General features: G+C 41.1%; 15 protein-coding genes. 1 reads left to right on the top strand and 14 read right to left on the bottom strand.

The features are described from left to right. The 11 genes from B2R65_RS05885 to B2R65_RS05835 form a co-directional block, all read right to left on the bottom strand. The coding region (locus B2R65_RS05885) for a molybdenum cofactor biosynthesis protein MoaE (protein WP_286741612.1) at window positions 1-230 on the bottom strand (230 nt) is incomplete at its 3' end. Continuing rightward, window positions 230-529: a MoaD/ThiS family protein gene (locus B2R65_RS05880; protein ID WP_138578242.1), complete on the bottom strand. Its 300-nt coding sequence runs from the start codon at window positions 527-529 to the stop codon at window positions 230-232. The genes B2R65_RS05885 and B2R65_RS05880, both read right to left, overlap by 1 nt. Beyond that, entirely contained in the window at window positions 507-977 is a 471-nt protein-coding gene (gene moaC / locus B2R65_RS05875; protein ID WP_286741609.1) for a cyclic pyranopterin monophosphate synthase MoaC, read from the bottom strand. The genes B2R65_RS05880 and moaC overlap by 23 nt, the downstream gene beginning before the upstream one ends. A 1-nt stretch (window position 978) precedes the next feature. Next, a complete protein-coding gene (gene moaB, locus B2R65_RS05870) occupies window positions 979-1,518 on the bottom strand; it encodes a molybdenum cofactor biosynthesis protein B (RefSeq protein WP_286741607.1) in 540 nt (179 codons plus the stop codon). After that, a complete protein-coding gene (locus B2R65_RS05865; RefSeq protein ID WP_286741605.1) occupies window positions 1,515-2,141 on the bottom strand; it encodes a molybdenum cofactor guanylyltransferase in 627 nt (208 codons plus the stop codon). Before B2R65_RS05865 ends, moaB begins: the two co-directional genes overlap by 4 nt. 1 nt (window position 2,142) lies before the next feature. Beyond that, window positions 2,143-3,114: a GTP 3',8-cyclase MoaA gene (moaA, locus tag B2R65_RS05860; RefSeq protein WP_286741603.1), complete on the bottom strand. Its 972-nt coding sequence runs from the start codon at window positions 3,112-3,114 to the stop codon at window positions 2,143-2,145. A gap of 16 nt (window positions 3,115-3,130) precedes the next feature. Beyond that, window positions 3,131-5,821 carry a nitrate reductase gene (locus tag B2R65_RS05855; RefSeq protein ID WP_286741601.1) on the bottom strand — a complete coding sequence of 897 codons (2,691 nt, stop codon included), beginning with the start codon at window positions 5,819-5,821 and terminating at the stop codon, window positions 3,131-3,133. A gap of 21 nt (window positions 5,822-5,842) precedes the next feature. Then, complete coding sequence (locus B2R65_RS05850) at window positions 5,843-7,369, bottom strand: FAD-dependent oxidoreductase (RefSeq protein ID WP_286741599.1); 1,527 nt, start codon at window positions 7,367-7,369, stop codon at window positions 5,843-5,845. 228 nt (window positions 7,370-7,597) lie between these two features. Beyond that, window positions 7,598-8,791, bottom strand: a complete 1,194-nt coding sequence (locus B2R65_RS05845; RefSeq protein WP_286741597.1) for an alginate export family protein — start codon at window positions 8,789-8,791, stop codon at window positions 7,598-7,600. A 9-nt stretch (window positions 8,792-8,800) separates the two neighbouring features. Beyond that, a complete protein-coding gene (locus B2R65_RS05840) occupies window positions 8,801-10,540 on the bottom strand; it encodes a bifunctional protein-serine/threonine kinase/phosphatase (protein WP_286741595.1) in 1,740 nt (579 codons plus the stop codon). A 13-nt stretch (window positions 10,541-10,553) separates the two neighbouring features. Then, on the bottom strand, window positions 10,554-12,023 hold the full coding sequence (locus B2R65_RS05835; protein ID WP_096041872.1) for a NarK family nitrate/nitrite MFS transporter: 1,470 nt from the start codon (window positions 12,021-12,023) through the stop codon (window positions 10,554-10,556). 286 nt (window positions 12,024-12,309) lie between these two features. Here B2R65_RS05835 and B2R65_RS05830 point away from each other — a divergent pair, with 286 nt between their 5' ends. Further along, complete coding sequence (locus tag B2R65_RS05830; RefSeq protein WP_286741592.1) at window positions 12,310-13,068, top strand: HesA/MoeB/ThiF family protein; 759 nt, start codon at window positions 12,310-12,312, stop codon at window positions 13,066-13,068. Between the two features lie 37 nt (window positions 13,069-13,105). On the opposite strand, the gene B2R65_RS05825 is transcribed toward B2R65_RS05830, so the two are convergent. From B2R65_RS05825 to B2R65_RS05815, 3 genes are all read right to left on the bottom strand, one after another. After that, window positions 13,106-14,143 (bottom strand): ATP-binding cassette domain-containing protein, encoded by a 1,038-nt coding sequence (locus tag B2R65_RS05825; protein WP_286741590.1) that lies wholly within the window; start codon window positions 14,141-14,143, stop codon window positions 13,106-13,108. Further along, window positions 14,136-14,822: a molybdate ABC transporter permease subunit gene (gene modB / locus B2R65_RS05820; RefSeq protein WP_004587743.1), complete on the bottom strand. Its 687-nt coding sequence runs from the start codon at window positions 14,820-14,822 to the stop codon at window positions 14,136-14,138. The genes B2R65_RS05825 and modB overlap by 8 nt, the downstream gene beginning before the upstream one ends. Continuing rightward, on the bottom strand, window positions 14,809-15,135 hold a 327-nt coding region (locus B2R65_RS05815), incomplete at its 5' end, for a substrate-binding domain-containing protein (protein ID WP_286741588.1). The genes modB and B2R65_RS05815, both read right to left, overlap by 14 nt.

Genomic DNA, 15,135 nt, shown 5'->3' with positions numbered 1-15,135 from the left:
GCAAGTTGCCAGCGTGTTTGCGCTTGCTCGGCTATAGATTGCAGTAGTTGCTCAGTCATCCCTGGGTAGTGTTCAAGCTCAAGGGCGATTACGTTATCGCCGCTGCTAAATTCTCGCACAAGCCCTGTAAACGTCACTACGGCACCATCACTTTTGTTATTACTGCAAAGTGCGTCATGTTGCTCGCCTACTGAAAAATCCTGCGTTTGTACGTTAATGCTTATACTCATTAGCCACCTGTCACTGGTGGGAAAAAAGCAAGTTCATCCCCTGCTTTTACAAGCTCATCGCTTGATGACATAGTTTGATTAAGCGCACACAATACATCACGCTCTTCAAGCCATGCCTGCCAATGTGGGTTTTGCTCAACCAGCATGTGTTTAAACGCTTTAATGCTAAGGGTATGCGCTATATCAACGGTTAACTTATCGCACTTTAGGCGCTCTTTTAGTTGGCCAAAAAACAGTACGTTTACATGCCCTGCAGCTGCATCAGTATCATTTAAATTAGTCACGCTGCCAGCTACCATGCTTGCCTCCTGCTTTTTGCGTTACACGCATACCGTGTATTTCCATAAGCGGATCGGCGGCTTTACACATATCAAATAATGTAAGGGCCGCCACAGATACAGCGGTGAGCGCTTCCATTTCAACGCCCGTTTTACCCGCCAATTTACAGTAGCTAGTGACTTTAATTTGGCTATTTTCTTCATCAAGTTCAAAATCAACGGCTACTTTACTCAGTGCTAGCGGGTGACAAAGCGGAATTAAATCGGCGCACTTTTTAGCGCCCTGAATACCCGCAATTCGGGCTACGCCTAGCACGTCACCTTTTTTATTTTGATTAAGCAACACTTGCTCAAAAGCCTGTTTGCTCATTTTAATGTAGGCCTCGGCAGATGCATCGCGCAGAGTGACCTCTTTTAGCGATACATCAACCATGTTTGCTTGGCCATTTTCGTCTACGTGGCTCAGCATATTATTGCTCTCGCGATTCGCATTTTTTACCAATAGTAATATGCGGTGCAAAGTTACATGGCTTGTGCATTGAGTCTAACTGATCTTTTATAATACCTGTCCAGGCTGTTTTACATGCGCCCGTAGAGCCAGGCATACAAAAAATAACGGTGTTATTGGCAAGGCCCGCCAACGCACGCGATTGAATAGTTGAGTTACCAATTTCGCCGTACGAAATATGTCTAAATAGCTCTCCAAACCCATCTACACTTTTATCAAACAGCGGTGCAAATGCCTCTGGTGTTGAGTCGCGCTCGGTAAAGCCCGTACCACCGGTTACTAAAATAGCGTGAATGGTGTCATCGGCAATCCACTGCGATGCAACTGCTCGCATTTGGTAAACATCATCTTTAACTATGTCATTATCCGCTAAGTGATGGCCTGCTTCAGTAAGGGCTTTAATTAAATAATGGCCTGAAGTATCCGTAATTTCATCGCGTGTGTCGCTTACTGTCATTACGGCAATGTTTAGTGCGATTTGTGACTCAGTTGTGTGGCTCATAGGGTTCTTCTCAATAAATTAGGTTTGTGTTGGTCAAATTGCTCGTTAACAGCTTTAAATTGCGCCGGTGTATTGGTATTAACAAGTGCATGCGCTTTATTACATTTTAACGTTTGCACACCAATACTACGGGTAAACTGTTTAATTGATTTATGACTATTTACGTTTATGAGTAATTGTTTTAAATGACGTTTAACGCTTTGGGTGTTACGAATATACAGGGGTAACGGTTCATTTTCAAAGTGCCACGCATGTATTTGTGGCTGATTTGTTTGAAAGTGGGGATTATCGCTTGCTGCTGATGCAATTTGCGATAACAACGTGCAAGTAAGCAATGGCATATCAACAGCGGTTACAAGTATATCCTGCTCTGTCGCCATTAAAGTTGAATAAATCCCGCCAAGTGGGCCAGAACCTGGGTATATATCTGCAATGTATTGCGCAGTAGCACTTTGTACATTACGGCTTATAAGTACATCACTTGCTCCTGCTGCTGTTAATAATTCACATGCATTTTGCAGTAATGTTTTATTTTTTAAAATGAGAATTGCTTTATCGCTGCCCATTCTGGATGATTGCCCACCAGCGAGTACAACCCCCGTAAACACGGCTTTATTACTCATTTTAGCCGCCCAACATTGCTAAATGGGTTGTGGCGCCCGTTAAGCGCTTATCAAGCTCATGGCTAATGGTTTTGTTGCCCATTGCCGCTTGAATAGCGTTTACAGTGGCTGGCGTATCTTGCGCATTTAAATGCGGACGTAAATCCATTCCCTGCTCGGCAAACAAGCACAAATGTAATTTGCCTAATGACGATACTCTTAATCGGTTACAGCTTTTACAAAAATCTTTACTGTAAGGCATAATTAAGCCAATGCGCCCCTCAAAATCGGGATGACAAAACTCCTCTGCAGGTCCGTTTAATTTACCTCTTACTACCTGTAACCAACCTTGTGCTAAAAGCTGTGTTTTAACACTTAGCCCGCTTAAATGGTTTTGTTCAAAAAAGGTGGCACCATTACCTGTTTCCATTAATTCAATAAAGCGTACCGTTACTTTTTTATGTTTTACCCAGTCTAAAAAATCATTTAATTGGTTTTTATTAAATTGCTTAGCCAGCACTGCATTTATTTTTATATCTTTTATGCCCAGCTCAATTGCCCGGTCTATCCCTTTTAAAATATGGGTTAGCTTGTCGTGTCCTGTAATTAATTTAAACATACTCGGGTTTAAGCTATCTATACTAATGTTTAGCGCATCTAGGCCAGCACTGTAAAACTCATCAATTTTATTAAATAAGTTAAAACCATTGGTTGTTATGGCGACTTTTTCTATGCCTGGGGTGTTTTTACACTGCTTTATAATATCGGTTACGTCACTGCGTAAACACGGCTCACCGCCCGTAATGCGCACTTTTTTTGTGCCAAGTGAAGCAAATGCATTTACTAAGGTGTTTATTTCATTTTTATTTAAAAAGTTACGTGGGGTATCGCACTGATACCCATTTGGTAAACAATAGGTGCAACTAAAATTACACACATCGGTAATTGAGAGGCGCAAATAGTTAAACTGCCGACCAAATTGATCATTAAGCATATGCTTCCTTGTTTATTTACATTTCAACTGCAACATCAATACTGTTAGCGTTTTGCGCAGTATGCTGCTTTATTAATTGGCTTAACTGGGTTTTACACGACCCACAGTTAGTGCCGCATTTTAGTTTAGACCCCAATTGTTCTACTGTATTTTCACCACTTTTAATGGCGTTTATAATGGGTTGTTCACGTACTTTAAAGCAACTACATACTTGTGCGCCTTGAGTAAATTCTTCATCAGGCGTGGCATACAACAATGACTGTAATTGGCTAAAGGTTATTAAAGGCTCTGCAAATAAGTGATTTATCCACTCAAGTGATATGTCTTTTTGAGCCGACGAAATAACCGCAACAAACACTAACTGCTCGTTTTTAATACATTGAACATGCATTGCTTTTGCACTGCCCATTGCCGACCACTGCCCTTGTAACCCTGTCAGTGTTTGGCAATAATAAAGCAAATCATTTTGCGGCTCCTTGAGTGCTAACTGATAGTTAACACAATTACTTGCGTTAACTTTAAGCCAAAAATCACTGGTTATTTTAAGCTCTGTTTTGCTAAAAATTTGCATGTACTGAGCAAACTGCACTTTAACTAAATCAACAGCACCATGCTTACACTCAGCTTGGCCCGAAATAGGGTCAACAACCGATTGATAGAGCCCACTTACCGTAGCGGATGAGGCAAATTGCTTGTTCCAGTGAATAGGCATAAAACATTCGCCTTTTCGCACGGCCTCTGTCACTTTTGCATGAGCCGTCACTTGCCCAGTTTTAGCATTGGCGGTTATTAAGTCGTTTGCTTTTATGTTTAATTTGCATGCATCTATGGGATTTATTTCAATATATGGGCGCGTTATATGAGTAGAAAGGGCTGTACTTTTTCCGGTGCGGCTCATTGTATGCCACTGATCGCGTATTCGCCCTGAGTTCATTAAAAACGGGTAATCGCTTGATGTTTGCTGCACAGGAAGTTTGGGCGTTATAGGAATAAAGCTGGCTTTATTATCTGCGGTGCTAAATTGATTATTAACAAAAACCTGCCCGTTTTTATATGGCTCATTTTTTAGTACCGGCCACATAACCGGTTTTAAGTTATCGTATTGCTGCTGCGAAAGCCCCACTAAAGCTGATAAATTTAATAGCCTATCACCGTTATTTTCAAAATCAGTCAGCTGTGCCCATTCTTCAAAAATGCCACTGGGGTCTGTAAAGTCAAATCCTTCAAAACCCATTTTTTGGGCAACTAAACACATTATTTGCCAATCGTTTTTAGCCCCCGAAAATGGCTCAACTAGCGGGCGCTGCCTCGATATTCTTCGCTCTGAATTAGTCACTGTGCCGTTTTTTTCACCCCACCCAGTAGATGGAAACGCCACATTAGCAAATTTTAGCGTATCACTTTTAGCAATACAGTCAGACACAACCACCAGCTCACATTGCTCAAGTGCATGTTGTATGGCTGCGTTATTAGGTAGGCTCACCATAGGGTTGGTTGCCATTATCCAAATAGCTTTTATTTTCCCTTTGGCGATTTCATCAAACATATCAATCGCATTACACCCTGCTTTTTTAGCTATTGTTGGCGATTGCCAAAAACGCTGCACTAACTGTTGGTGTGCGTCGTTTTCAATGTCTAAATGTGCTGCTAATTGATTTGCCAACCCCCCTACTTCACGCCCACCCATAGCATTAGGCTGCCCAGTTATAGAAAACGGGCCACATCCAGGTTTTAACAATTTACCCGACGCTAAATGCGCATTTATAATGGCATTACACTTATCAACCCCTGAGCTTGATTGGTTAATACCCATTGAATAAAAACTAATAGCGGTTGGGCTTTGTGCAAATAAGGCGTAAAAGTCACTGACTAGCTGCGCGTCAATATCACAAAAATCACTGACCGCTTTAATACTCCACTTTTTAGCCTCTGCAAGCGCTGTTTCAAAGCCGTTTGTATGCGCGTTTATAAATTGCGTATCTAAATAGTTATGTTCACTTAAATAAGTAAGTAAGCCGTTATAAAGAGCCCCGTCGCTGCCTGGTTTTATATTTAAAAAGGTATCGGCAAGTTCGGCTGTATCGGTTTTTCGCGGGTCGATAACCACTACTTTCATGTTTGGATTAAGCTTTTTTGCGCGCTCCATACGCTGGTAAAGCACCGGATGTGTCCACGCTGCATTTGAGCCAATTAAAATAAGTAGCTCCGTCTGCTCTAAATCGTCGTAGGTACATGGTACTACGTCCTCTCCAAACGCACGTTTATAACCGGCAACCGCCGATGACATACACAGCCTTGAGTTTGTATCTATATTGCCTGAGCCTATGTAGCCTTTCATTAATTTATTGGCAACGTAGTAATCTTCAGTAAGTAACTGCCCCGATACATAAAACGCAACCGACTCCGGTCCATGCTCTTTAATAATGGCGTTAAATTTCTTGGCAACGTAATCAGTTGCCGTATCCCAGCTGGCGGGTTCGTTATCAATAAGGGGCGATGTTAAGCGATTATCAGTGCCGATGGTGTCAAGCAAGTGCGTGCCTTTAACACATAAACGGCCAAAATTAGCGGGGTGCTCGCGCGTGCCTTCAAGTTTTGTTGGGGTATTATTTAATAATGAAATATCAACCCCACAGCCTACACCACAATAAGCGCAGGTGGTTTGTTTAAGCAAAGGTGTGTTTGAACATGTGTTTAATGTTTCCATACTGCTCTCTTATTCTTTGTGTTAAGCGCTCTGTGATACTGGCTCATCTACTGGGGTTAGCGTAGCTATTTTATTATCAAGTGCACTGCTAATAACGCTTTGCACTAGTTTTTCACAGCCTCCACAACCCGTACTTGCTTTAGTGGCTTGCTGCACTTTATTTAAATCGCTACAACCTTGTATAACCGCTTGTTCAATTGTGTGTTTTGTCACTTTGTGGCACGCACAAATAATGGCATCACGTGGCAAATCATCAGCGTTTAGCTCGCCCGCGTCACCTGCAAGCGGCATTATTAATGACTCTGCGGGCACACTAAGCTCAATGCCATTTAAGTGATACTGCAATAAATTATCGTAATCACTTGTATCGCCAACCAGTACAGCACCTATGAGCTTATTGCCTTGCTCATTAGTGACTGCTTTTTTGTAAATACCGCTTAGTTGATCTTCAAAGTAATAGCTAATTGCGCCTTCACTGCGTGCATGGGCATCACCAATTGAGCCTACTTCAACACCCATTAATTTAAGCTTGGTGCTCATATCGGCACCGCTAAATTCATCAGCACTATTTGAGGAATTGTTAGAGGTAGTGTGTAAAGCTTTGTTTGAAGACCACTGTTGTAAAACATGCCCCGCCGCTACTTTTGCCATCGCGTAGCCCGGTGCTACAAGGCCAAAAATAAAGTTATTCCAAAGGGCGCATTCGCCTATGGCGTATATGTTTTTATCACTCGTTTGGCAATGGTTGTTTATTACGATGCCGCCGCGCTCACCTATTTCTAAATTAAACTCACGAGCTAGGTTATCGTATGGGCGAATGCCGGCCGAGAATACAATCATGTCTGTTTCTAGGGTTTGCCCCCCTTTAAAGCACATTTTATAACGGCTGTTTTCACCTTCTATAATTTGCTCTGTCGCCACTGATGTATGCACTGTAACGCCCAGCTCGGTAATTTTATTTTTAAGCAATCGACCACCAGCACCATCTATTTGTACGCCCATAAGTTGTGGTGCAAATTCTATTACATGGGTTTGCAAGCCAAGCTGCTTTAACGCGTTGGCTGCTTCAAGCCCTAATAAACCGCCGCCAATTACTACGCCCACTTTGCTGGCATGTGCAGATTTTTTTATGGCGTGTAAATCGTTAATGGTTCTGTAAACTAGGCAATGCTCACGGTCTTTTCCTGGAATGGGTGGTACAAATGCAAATGAACCGGTAGCCAATATTAACTTGTCGTATTCAAATGTTTTGCCTTTTGCAGTAGTGACTGTTTTTGCATCGCGGTTTATATCAACCACTTTAGAATGAGTATGAAAGCACACTTGCCAATCTTGATAGGTTTTACTGCAGGTAAGCGCTAAATCATCTTCGGTTTTGCCTTTAAAAAAAGACGAAAGCTGTACGCGGTCATAAGCGAGTCGGTCTTCACCGCTGAGTACGGTAATCTCCATATTTTGAGTATCACCTTGTTGTGATACTAGCTGTTGTACAAAATGATGGCCAACCATTCCATTTCCGACAACTACAACACGCTGCTTGCTTGGCATTAAAATCACCTGTTTGATTTAAAATACACTTAACTTTAGATGGGTACTTTAAATGTATAATTTATTATGTGTTGGTTATAGCAATATGCAAGCCAGATATATAAACAATATATTTCAACAACTTAACTAATTTAATACAGTGAAAAAGAAGTGAAAGCACCACAAGCTGGCGCTATTGCACCAACTTGTAACGCTTTAAATTAAATAACGAGGGTTTAGGTTAAATACTTAAAATTTAGCGCTTACCCATACCCACAGTTTTTGGGTATCGACTTTGCCTGCAGCGCTATCGCCTGCTGAATAATCGGCATATTTTGCGCCTACCGCATAGGTTTTATTAATAGGCTTTACGTATTGTACGTTTAGCTCTGTGCCTAAATCATCAACGCCATTGGCGCTATCGTTGGCATCAAAGCTGTGATACGCAAACAGCCATTTACCGCCGTAAGCTTTACCATTTAAACTTACATAAGTGTCATCAAGCCCTTGTGCTGGGGTTGCTAAAAACGTATCGGCCCAGCCATTAAATTTATGCATTGTGGCAAGCGGCGTGGCAAAACCATAATCGCCATTATCAGAACCCAGTGACTCAATTCCGGCTTTTAATGTAACGGTTTCAATGCCTAAACCGCCTAAATCAATACCGCCTTCAAACGCATAATAATCAGCGTCAAAATCACTCATGCTCGTTGATGCAGATTGCGTGGCGTACTGTGCTTTATAGTAAAATTTAATCTCGCTGAGCGTTTTATTACCATTAAAAGAAACACCATAAGTATCTAAGCTGTCATTATCTATTGCATCGTCACTTAATAAATAGCTGTATAAAACCACCTTACCTAGGCTTGTTTTAAAGCTTGCATTGATAAGATGATCGGATGCATCAATATCTTTGCTATCAGCAAATATACGGTTGCGCTTACTTATGTAGCTATAGTGCAAGTTAATATCATTAAAGGTGTAATTTACTGTTGCAGCATCAAAGGTTTGCCTATCTTGCCTAAAGCCAACGTGGCCTACAAAGCGCTGTCCATCAAGCGCTATTACTTGCCTACCTACTTTAATTGATAAAGCATCTTTTGCGTATTTAACAAAAGCCTGATCTATCTCTGTGGTTTCAGGGTCGGCTATTACTGAGTAATTTGTATTTTTACCCAGTGTATTGTTGTAATCGTCTACACCTAATAGGCTTCGGCTATCTTCGACCTCTAATAAAGCAGAAAAGCTATTCACTTCATCGGTTTTATGAGTAAGGCGTGTACGCAGCGTTAAGCTACTGGCATCTTTTAGTGCGTTATCTTGCTCTGCACTTTCATAACGCAGCCTAAAATTAAGGTCGGTTTGCGCTGCAACACTAATTGAAGGCGCAGCAATGCACCCTATCATTAAAATAATAGGTAAGTTATTTTTATAATTTAACATGTTGGTCTCTTAGTTTTTAATTATGAGCACGCACAATAAAATGATAAATAAACACAGCGAAATGCTCTTCCAGAGTAATACTGGATCGCGTTTCATTATTGAAATTTTGTTGGCTGAGCTCTGTAAATGTGGATTAGGTTTACTAATATCTGTTAAAAACTCAGAAAATGCGTGGTATCTGAGCTCTGGTTTTGGCGCAAGTGCTTTCATTAAAGCCTGATCTAACCAAAAGGGTATATCGGCTCGGTACTTGCGAATACTTGTGTATTGCCAGTGGCTGTAATCAATAGGGGTATGACTTGCCGGTAATGTTTTATAAGGCAGCTTCGAGCACAATAACTCATAAGCAATCACCCCAAGCGAAAACATATCGCTTTTAAAATCGGCGTGCAGCGAAATAAGTGTTTCAGGAGCCGTATAATCTATAGTCCCTTGCGGGCAGTCATCGGCTATTTGCTTAACCGACTCATCCATAGCCGCAACACTTACAGTACCGTAATCAATTAACGTAACTTTACCGTGAGCATCTATCATCACGTTATCGAGCTTTAAATCACGATGTACCATATCTAATCGCTGAAATGCCCTTAGCGCATGCACTATTTGCTCTACAATACTGCGCACTTGAGCTATTTCTAAATAAGGGACGTCGTGCTTATAGTCACTGAGGGTTTGTCCGTCCATGTACTCGCAAATATGATATAAAAAACGGCTTTGCGATTGTGTATTTAAAACCTTCATTACATTAGGATGATTAATACGTTGCCCTACCCACCCTTCGCGTATAAAGCCTTGAAGGTAGTGTATATCGTCTTCAAAATTAACCGAAGGTGCCTTTAATACAACGGGAGGTGCATCAGGTGCTTGCTGTACCAAATAAATGTGCGATCGGCTGCTTTCGTTGATTTTACGAATAACCGTATAACCATCAATTATTTGGCCAACTTCTAATGCGCGTGGTATTTTTCGCTGCGTTAACGATTGATAAAGCTCATCTAGATTTTGCTGTGCAATGCTATTTACCTTCACTAATAAACAACTCACATTATCATCACTGCCTTGTGCTATAGCGCGTGAGGTAATGGCACTTGCTGCCTGCTCTAAGTTGTTATGGGCGTTTATTTCGTTGGCAATTTCACTATAGGGCAATACATCATGCACACCATCGCAAGTCAGTATGTAAATATCGCCGGCTTTTAGGTCAACTTCGTAAACATCAATTTCTTGATGTGACTGCGCGCCTAAAGCACGAGTGAGCGTATCGTTTACTTTATGATCCCGCGTTATCGCTTCCATTTGATTATCGCGTAAACGCGTAATGCGAGTATCCCCTAAATGAAATATATACCCCGTAGCTGATTTTAATATAAGCGCCGTAAAGGTGGTCATCCAATCAGCTTGGCGTTGCCCTAAGTGGTTATAGTTAACTGATTGCGAATATAACCACTGATTTAAGCTAGCTAAAACCTTAGAAACCGATTTTTTGACCGCCCAGCTGTCGGGTGTATTTAAATACTCATTTATAAAATGAGTAACACTGAGCTGCGATGCTTGTTTGGCATTTTTAGCCGATGAACACCCATCCGCTAAGCACGCAATAGCGCCTTTTGTTTCTTGTTGTTCGTGCTCAGTATTTAAAGCAGCAAACGCATCTTGATTTTCATCTTTTATGCCCGCGGCACTGTGCCCACCAAAAGAAACATCTAGCGTATTATTACGAACTTGAGCGTGTTGGGTTTCATCAAACATGGTTAACGCTGCCTTAAGTCACTGAAATAAGTTCAACAGAGCCATCTTCGTTTACTTCTGTGATGTGCCCATCTGGCTCTTTCATGAAAAATAACGCCCCTAAACCTAACAATGCACTGGCAGCAATAATCATAAAGAAAGTTTGGTAATCCACTAATGAGAGCGCCGTTAAATACACCACCGCGCCAACGTTACCGTAAGCGCCTGTCATACCTGCAATTTGCCCTGTTAAGCGGCGTTTGATAAGTGGCACAGCAGCAAAAACCGCTCCCTCACCAGCTTGCACAAAGAACGAACACGCCATGGCAGCAGCTACAGCAAGCCAAAGTGGCCAGCTAGCGTCAACTAAGCCCATAACAAAGTAACCTACAGCTAACCCTGAGGTAAGAACAATAAGTGTTTTACGACGACCCATTCTATCTGAGATCCAACCACCACCCGGGCGCGAGGCTAAATTCATAAACGCATAAGCAGAGGCCAGTAAACCTGCGTACACCATATCGAGGCCAAACACTTCCATAAAAAATAATGGCAACATAGATACAACGGCCAGCTCTGAGCCAAAGGTAGTAAAATATAAAATATTAAGTACAGCTACTTGTTTAAATTCGTAGCGGTGTGATTCTGGCACGGGTTGTTTAAAGATATGTCCGTTTATATCAAAGGTTTTATATACCTCGTAAGCGTATAACAGCACTAAAAATGCATAAACGGCTAAAACAAAATTGGCAGAAATTAAATTAGCGCCTGTAGGAGACAACTTCCAAGTAAGTAAAGCCAGTGCGCCATACATAGGTAATTTCATAATAAGCAATAATACAAAGTCACCTTTACTGGTTACTTCCATTGCGCCTACTTTTTTAGGCTTAAAGTACGTCCCCCCTTTTGGTGTATCGGTTACGTTTATGTACCAAATAACACCAAAAATAACGCTAAGTACGCCTGTTAAACCAACGGCATAGCGCCAGCCATCGTCGCCGCCAAACATAAGCGCTAATACAGGTAGTAACATGGCAGCGGCAGCGGAGCCAAAATTACCCCAGCCTCCATAAATACCTTCTGCTGTACCAAGCTCATTAGCCGGGAACCACTCGCTCACCATACGAATGCCCACTACAAAGCCTGCTCCAATAAAGCCTAGTGCAAAACGCGCGATAGCGGCTTGCTCAAAGGTGGTGGCCATAGCAAACATAAAACACGGTATGCTACATAAAATAAGTAAAGCGGCATAAACAATACGCGGGCCAAATTTATCTGTCAGCATGCCAACAACAACACGCGCCGGAATGGTTAAGGCCACATTTAAAATGAGCAGCGTTTTTACCTGTGCCATAGTTATACCTAGCGAGCCCGCTATTGCCCCTAATAATGGAGCATGGTTAAACCATACAAAAAAAGAGATAAAAAACACCATCCAGCTTAAATGTAGTATTTTCATTTTTCCGCTAAACGATATGAGATTAAACCCAGAACTCGGTTGCATGTTTTTTTCCTTGTAACGATTATTATTTTAAGCAGTGAGTACGACTTTGGTAGTAATAACACTGCGACGATTGTTAAATTAACGTTAACCGCTTTCAGCAATTACTAAGCCAACAATTAATAGGTAGGTTTTTCAGTTACTTATATTTTTGGGAATTAATATTTATTTCGCTTTGCACTATTTAAGCAGCTTTGTTGGGCGTAAACAGTGCAAAGAATTTTTAAGCTTTACTTGCTCTAGGTTTTAACTAATTGGTATTGTTAAAAAAAATTATGAGAACTCATTAATGCAAAAACCCCCTTTAACGTATCAGCAGCAATTACGCTATTCTCGCCATATTATGCTTCCTCAGCTAGATATAGATGGACAAGAAAAAATATGGCAAAGTCATGCTCTTATTGTGGGGTTAGGTGGATTAGGCTGCCCAGTTACGCAGTACTTAGCGGCATCGGGCGTAGGTACGTTAACGCTTGTAGATAACGATGTGGTTGATGCAACTAACTTGCAAAGGCAGGTGCTCTATAAACAAAGTGATGTTGGGTGCTTAAAAACCCACAGTGCAAAAAAACAGTTAACTCAGTTAAATGATGAAATAGAGATCCACACTATTGATGAATTTTTAAATGAAAACTCGCAGCTTGAACAATTACTTAGCAAAGTAGATGTAGTTATTGACTGCACTGATAACTTAGCAACACGTAATTTACTCAACAGCGCCTGCTATAACACCCGTACGCCCTTGGTTTCGGGCTCTGCTATAAGGTTAGAGGGACAAGTAGCTTGCTTTACAATGGCGCCTAATAGCCATTGTTACGGGTGTGTGTCACAGCTCTTTGGCGAACAAACTCAAAGCTGTTCAGAGTCAGGCGTGCTCTCTCCTATTGTGGGGCTTATTGGTAGTATTCAAGCGACTGAAGCACTTAAAATTATTGCAGGACTGCCTAGTAAACTCACCGAGCAGCTATTACTTGTAGATGGTTTGAGTATGGAGTTTAACCGTTTTAACATTGTTAAAAATAAGCACTGCCCTGTTTGCAGTGCTTAATTTAGTACATGGTAAATACATGACTGCTTTTTAGAGCCTAATTTAGCGTTTCTAGGTTATTTATTGTTAAATAAATCTGCTCGCCTAGGCTTACAGCACTTTGCTGCCATTGCCTTTTAGACACCGCGCAATACAGTAATTGCGTATCTACGTTAACTGTAAGTAGCCATTGCTCATCAAGCTGCTGGGCATTTTCAAGCATACCTATTAGTACGTTTGCACAGCTCTCGTTAATTGGTTTTACTTTGCTGTAGGTTATTTGGCTGCTTTCTATAATTAACTTATGGTTTTGTTTTACCAGCGAAGGCACTGCATATAAATGCTGCTGGCTATTACTAAGAGTAAGCTGGTAAAGACCAAAAGCCTCATTAAATTCAGGCTTACTATAACTAAGTATACTGAGTGGCGTTTGGCTCTTATTTGTATAAATACTTTGCACCACTTTTTGTGTTGCACCGCACTGGAACACGTTGCCTTTCGCTATATGAAGTAATGTATCGCTGCAATAAAGTAGCTCTTTTAAAGAGTGGCTGACAATAATAAATTTAATACCATGGGATTTATTTAGTTGTTGAACAGCCCCCAACATAGTAAAACGCGTTGACCAATCTAAGGCGCTAAATGGCTCATCAAGTAAAACAACAGATTGCCCACTTAGTAGTGTTCTTGCAAAAATTACGCGCTGGCGCTCCCCGCCCGAAAGCCCCGACACATCACGATTTAGTAATGGGTTTAGTGCTAATAAATCAATTACCTGATCAGGCGTTAGGTTATTACTTTTATTTTTACAATGCTTGTGAGTAAACAGTAAATTACCCATTACATTTAAATGTGGAAATAACGGGCACGACTGCAGCTGTAAAGTAAGTAGGCGTTTATCTGGCTTTAAATGGGTAATATTATGATTATTTATACACACATTTTGCGCTGTCGTAAGCCCTGCTATCGCCTGTAATAAGCTCGATTTGCCAGAGCCCGAAGGGCCAAACACCCCTAAAATATCAAATTGATTTATAGCTAAATCAACATGTAATTCAAAATCGTCCAAACGTTGATGGCATTGTATTTTAAGCACGATTAGCAGCTCCGTTTATCACGGTTTTATTAAATTTAAACAACAACACTAAACACGCAAACGAGATTGCTAGTAATACCAACGACAATTGGTGCGCTGCCCCATAATTAAGCGACTCTACATGGTCGTACAATGCAATAGACACCACTTGTGTTTCGCCTTGTATATTGCCACCAATCATTAGTACTAAACCAAATTCTCCCAATGTATGGGCAAAGCCCAGTGCAAAGGCACTGCCTATGCTTGGCTTTAATAGCGGTAACGTTAAATACATAAAACGCTTAAATGGACTGATCCCTAAGGCAATAGCAGCTTGATTGTAAGTAGTATTTATTTGTTTAAAGCCCGCCAGTAACGGCTGCATCACAAAAGGGAGAGAGTAAAATAACGAACCAATAACCACCCCTTGAAAACTAAACGCGAGCTGCGTACCCGTGAGCCAAAACCAAAACTGGCCAAATGCATGAGTAGGTGAAAACAATACCAATAAATAAAAGCCCATTAGCGTAGGCGGCAGCACCAAAGGCATTGCTATAAGTGCTTCTAATATAGGCTTTAACTTACCTTTATAACTGGCTAGCTGCCATGCAAGCGGAATGCATATAATCAACAAAATAGCAGCCGTTATAAAGGCAAGTTTAATTGTAAGCCACAGCGCTGTTACATCACTTGCTAACATCACTTTCCTTTGCTTTATAACCAAGCTCTAATAATGTTTTTGCGGTTGAGGGGGCATTTAAAAAAGCCATAAATTGTTTAGCTGCCGTTAAATGCTTAGTAGCGCTTATGATAACGCCTTGCTGCGTTATTTCAGGGTATTTTTCAGGTTCGATAAGCGTGTAATTTAAATATTTTTTATTTTTAGTTTTGCGATACGCCGACTTTAACGTAGATAACGCGACCAAGCCTTTAGCGGCATTGCCTGTTTCTACAAATTGAAACGCATGGGTAATATTATTTGCATACACAAATTCATACGGTGTTTTTATATA

This window comes from Pseudoalteromonas sp. UBA2102, assembly GCF_002331165.1.
Taxonomy (GTDB): domain Bacteria; phylum Pseudomonadota; class Gammaproteobacteria; order Enterobacterales; family Alteromonadaceae; genus Pseudoalteromonas; species Pseudoalteromonas atlantica.
The sequence above is the reverse complement of the archived record's forward strand: the minus strand, read 5'-3'. Positions and strand labels throughout refer to the sequence as shown.

What these genes read in the sequence shown, in the direction of transcription:
- B2R65_RS05880 (WP_138578242.1), bottom strand. Translation starts at nt 529, where the DNA reads ATGGTAGCTGGCAGCGTGACTAATTTAAATGATACTGATGCAGCTGCA.
- moaC (WP_286741609.1), bottom strand. Translation starts at nt 977, where the DNA reads ATGCTGAGCCACGTAGACGAAAATGGCCAAGCAAACATGGTTGATGTA.
- moaB (WP_286741607.1), bottom strand. Translation starts at nt 1,518, where the DNA reads ATGAGCCACACAACTGAGTCACAAATCGCACTAAACATTGCCGTAATG.
- B2R65_RS05865 (WP_286741605.1), bottom strand. Translation starts at nt 2,141, where the DNA reads ATGAGTAATAAAGCCGTGTTTACGGGGGTTGTACTCGCTGGTGGGCAA.
- moaA (WP_286741603.1), bottom strand. Translation starts at nt 3,114, where the DNA reads ATGCTTAATGATCAATTTGGTCGGCAGTTTAACTATTTGCGCCTCTCA.
- B2R65_RS05855 (WP_286741601.1), bottom strand. Translation starts at nt 5,821, where the DNA reads ATGGAAACATTAAACACATGTTCAAACACACCTTTGCTTAAACAAACC.
- B2R65_RS05850 (WP_286741599.1), bottom strand. Translation starts at nt 7,369, where the DNA reads ATGCCAAGCAAGCAGCGTGTTGTAGTTGTCGGAAATGGAATGGTTGGC.
- B2R65_RS05845 (WP_286741597.1), bottom strand. Translation starts at nt 8,791, where the DNA reads ATGTTAAATTATAAAAATAACTTACCTATTATTTTAATGATAGGGTGC.
- B2R65_RS05840 (WP_286741595.1), bottom strand. Translation starts at nt 10,540, where the DNA reads ATGTTTGATGAAACCCAACACGCTCAAGTTCGTAATAATACGCTAGAT.
- B2R65_RS05835 (WP_096041872.1), bottom strand. Translation starts at nt 12,023, where the DNA reads ATGCAACCGAGTTCTGGGTTTAATCTCATATCGTTTAGCGGAAAAATG.
- B2R65_RS05830 (WP_286741592.1), top strand. Translation starts at nt 12,310, where the DNA reads ATGCAAAAACCCCCTTTAACGTATCAGCAGCAATTACGCTATTCTCGC.
- modB (WP_004587743.1), bottom strand. Translation starts at nt 14,822, where the DNA reads ATGTTAGCAAGTGATGTAACAGCGCTGTGGCTTACAATTAAACTTGCC.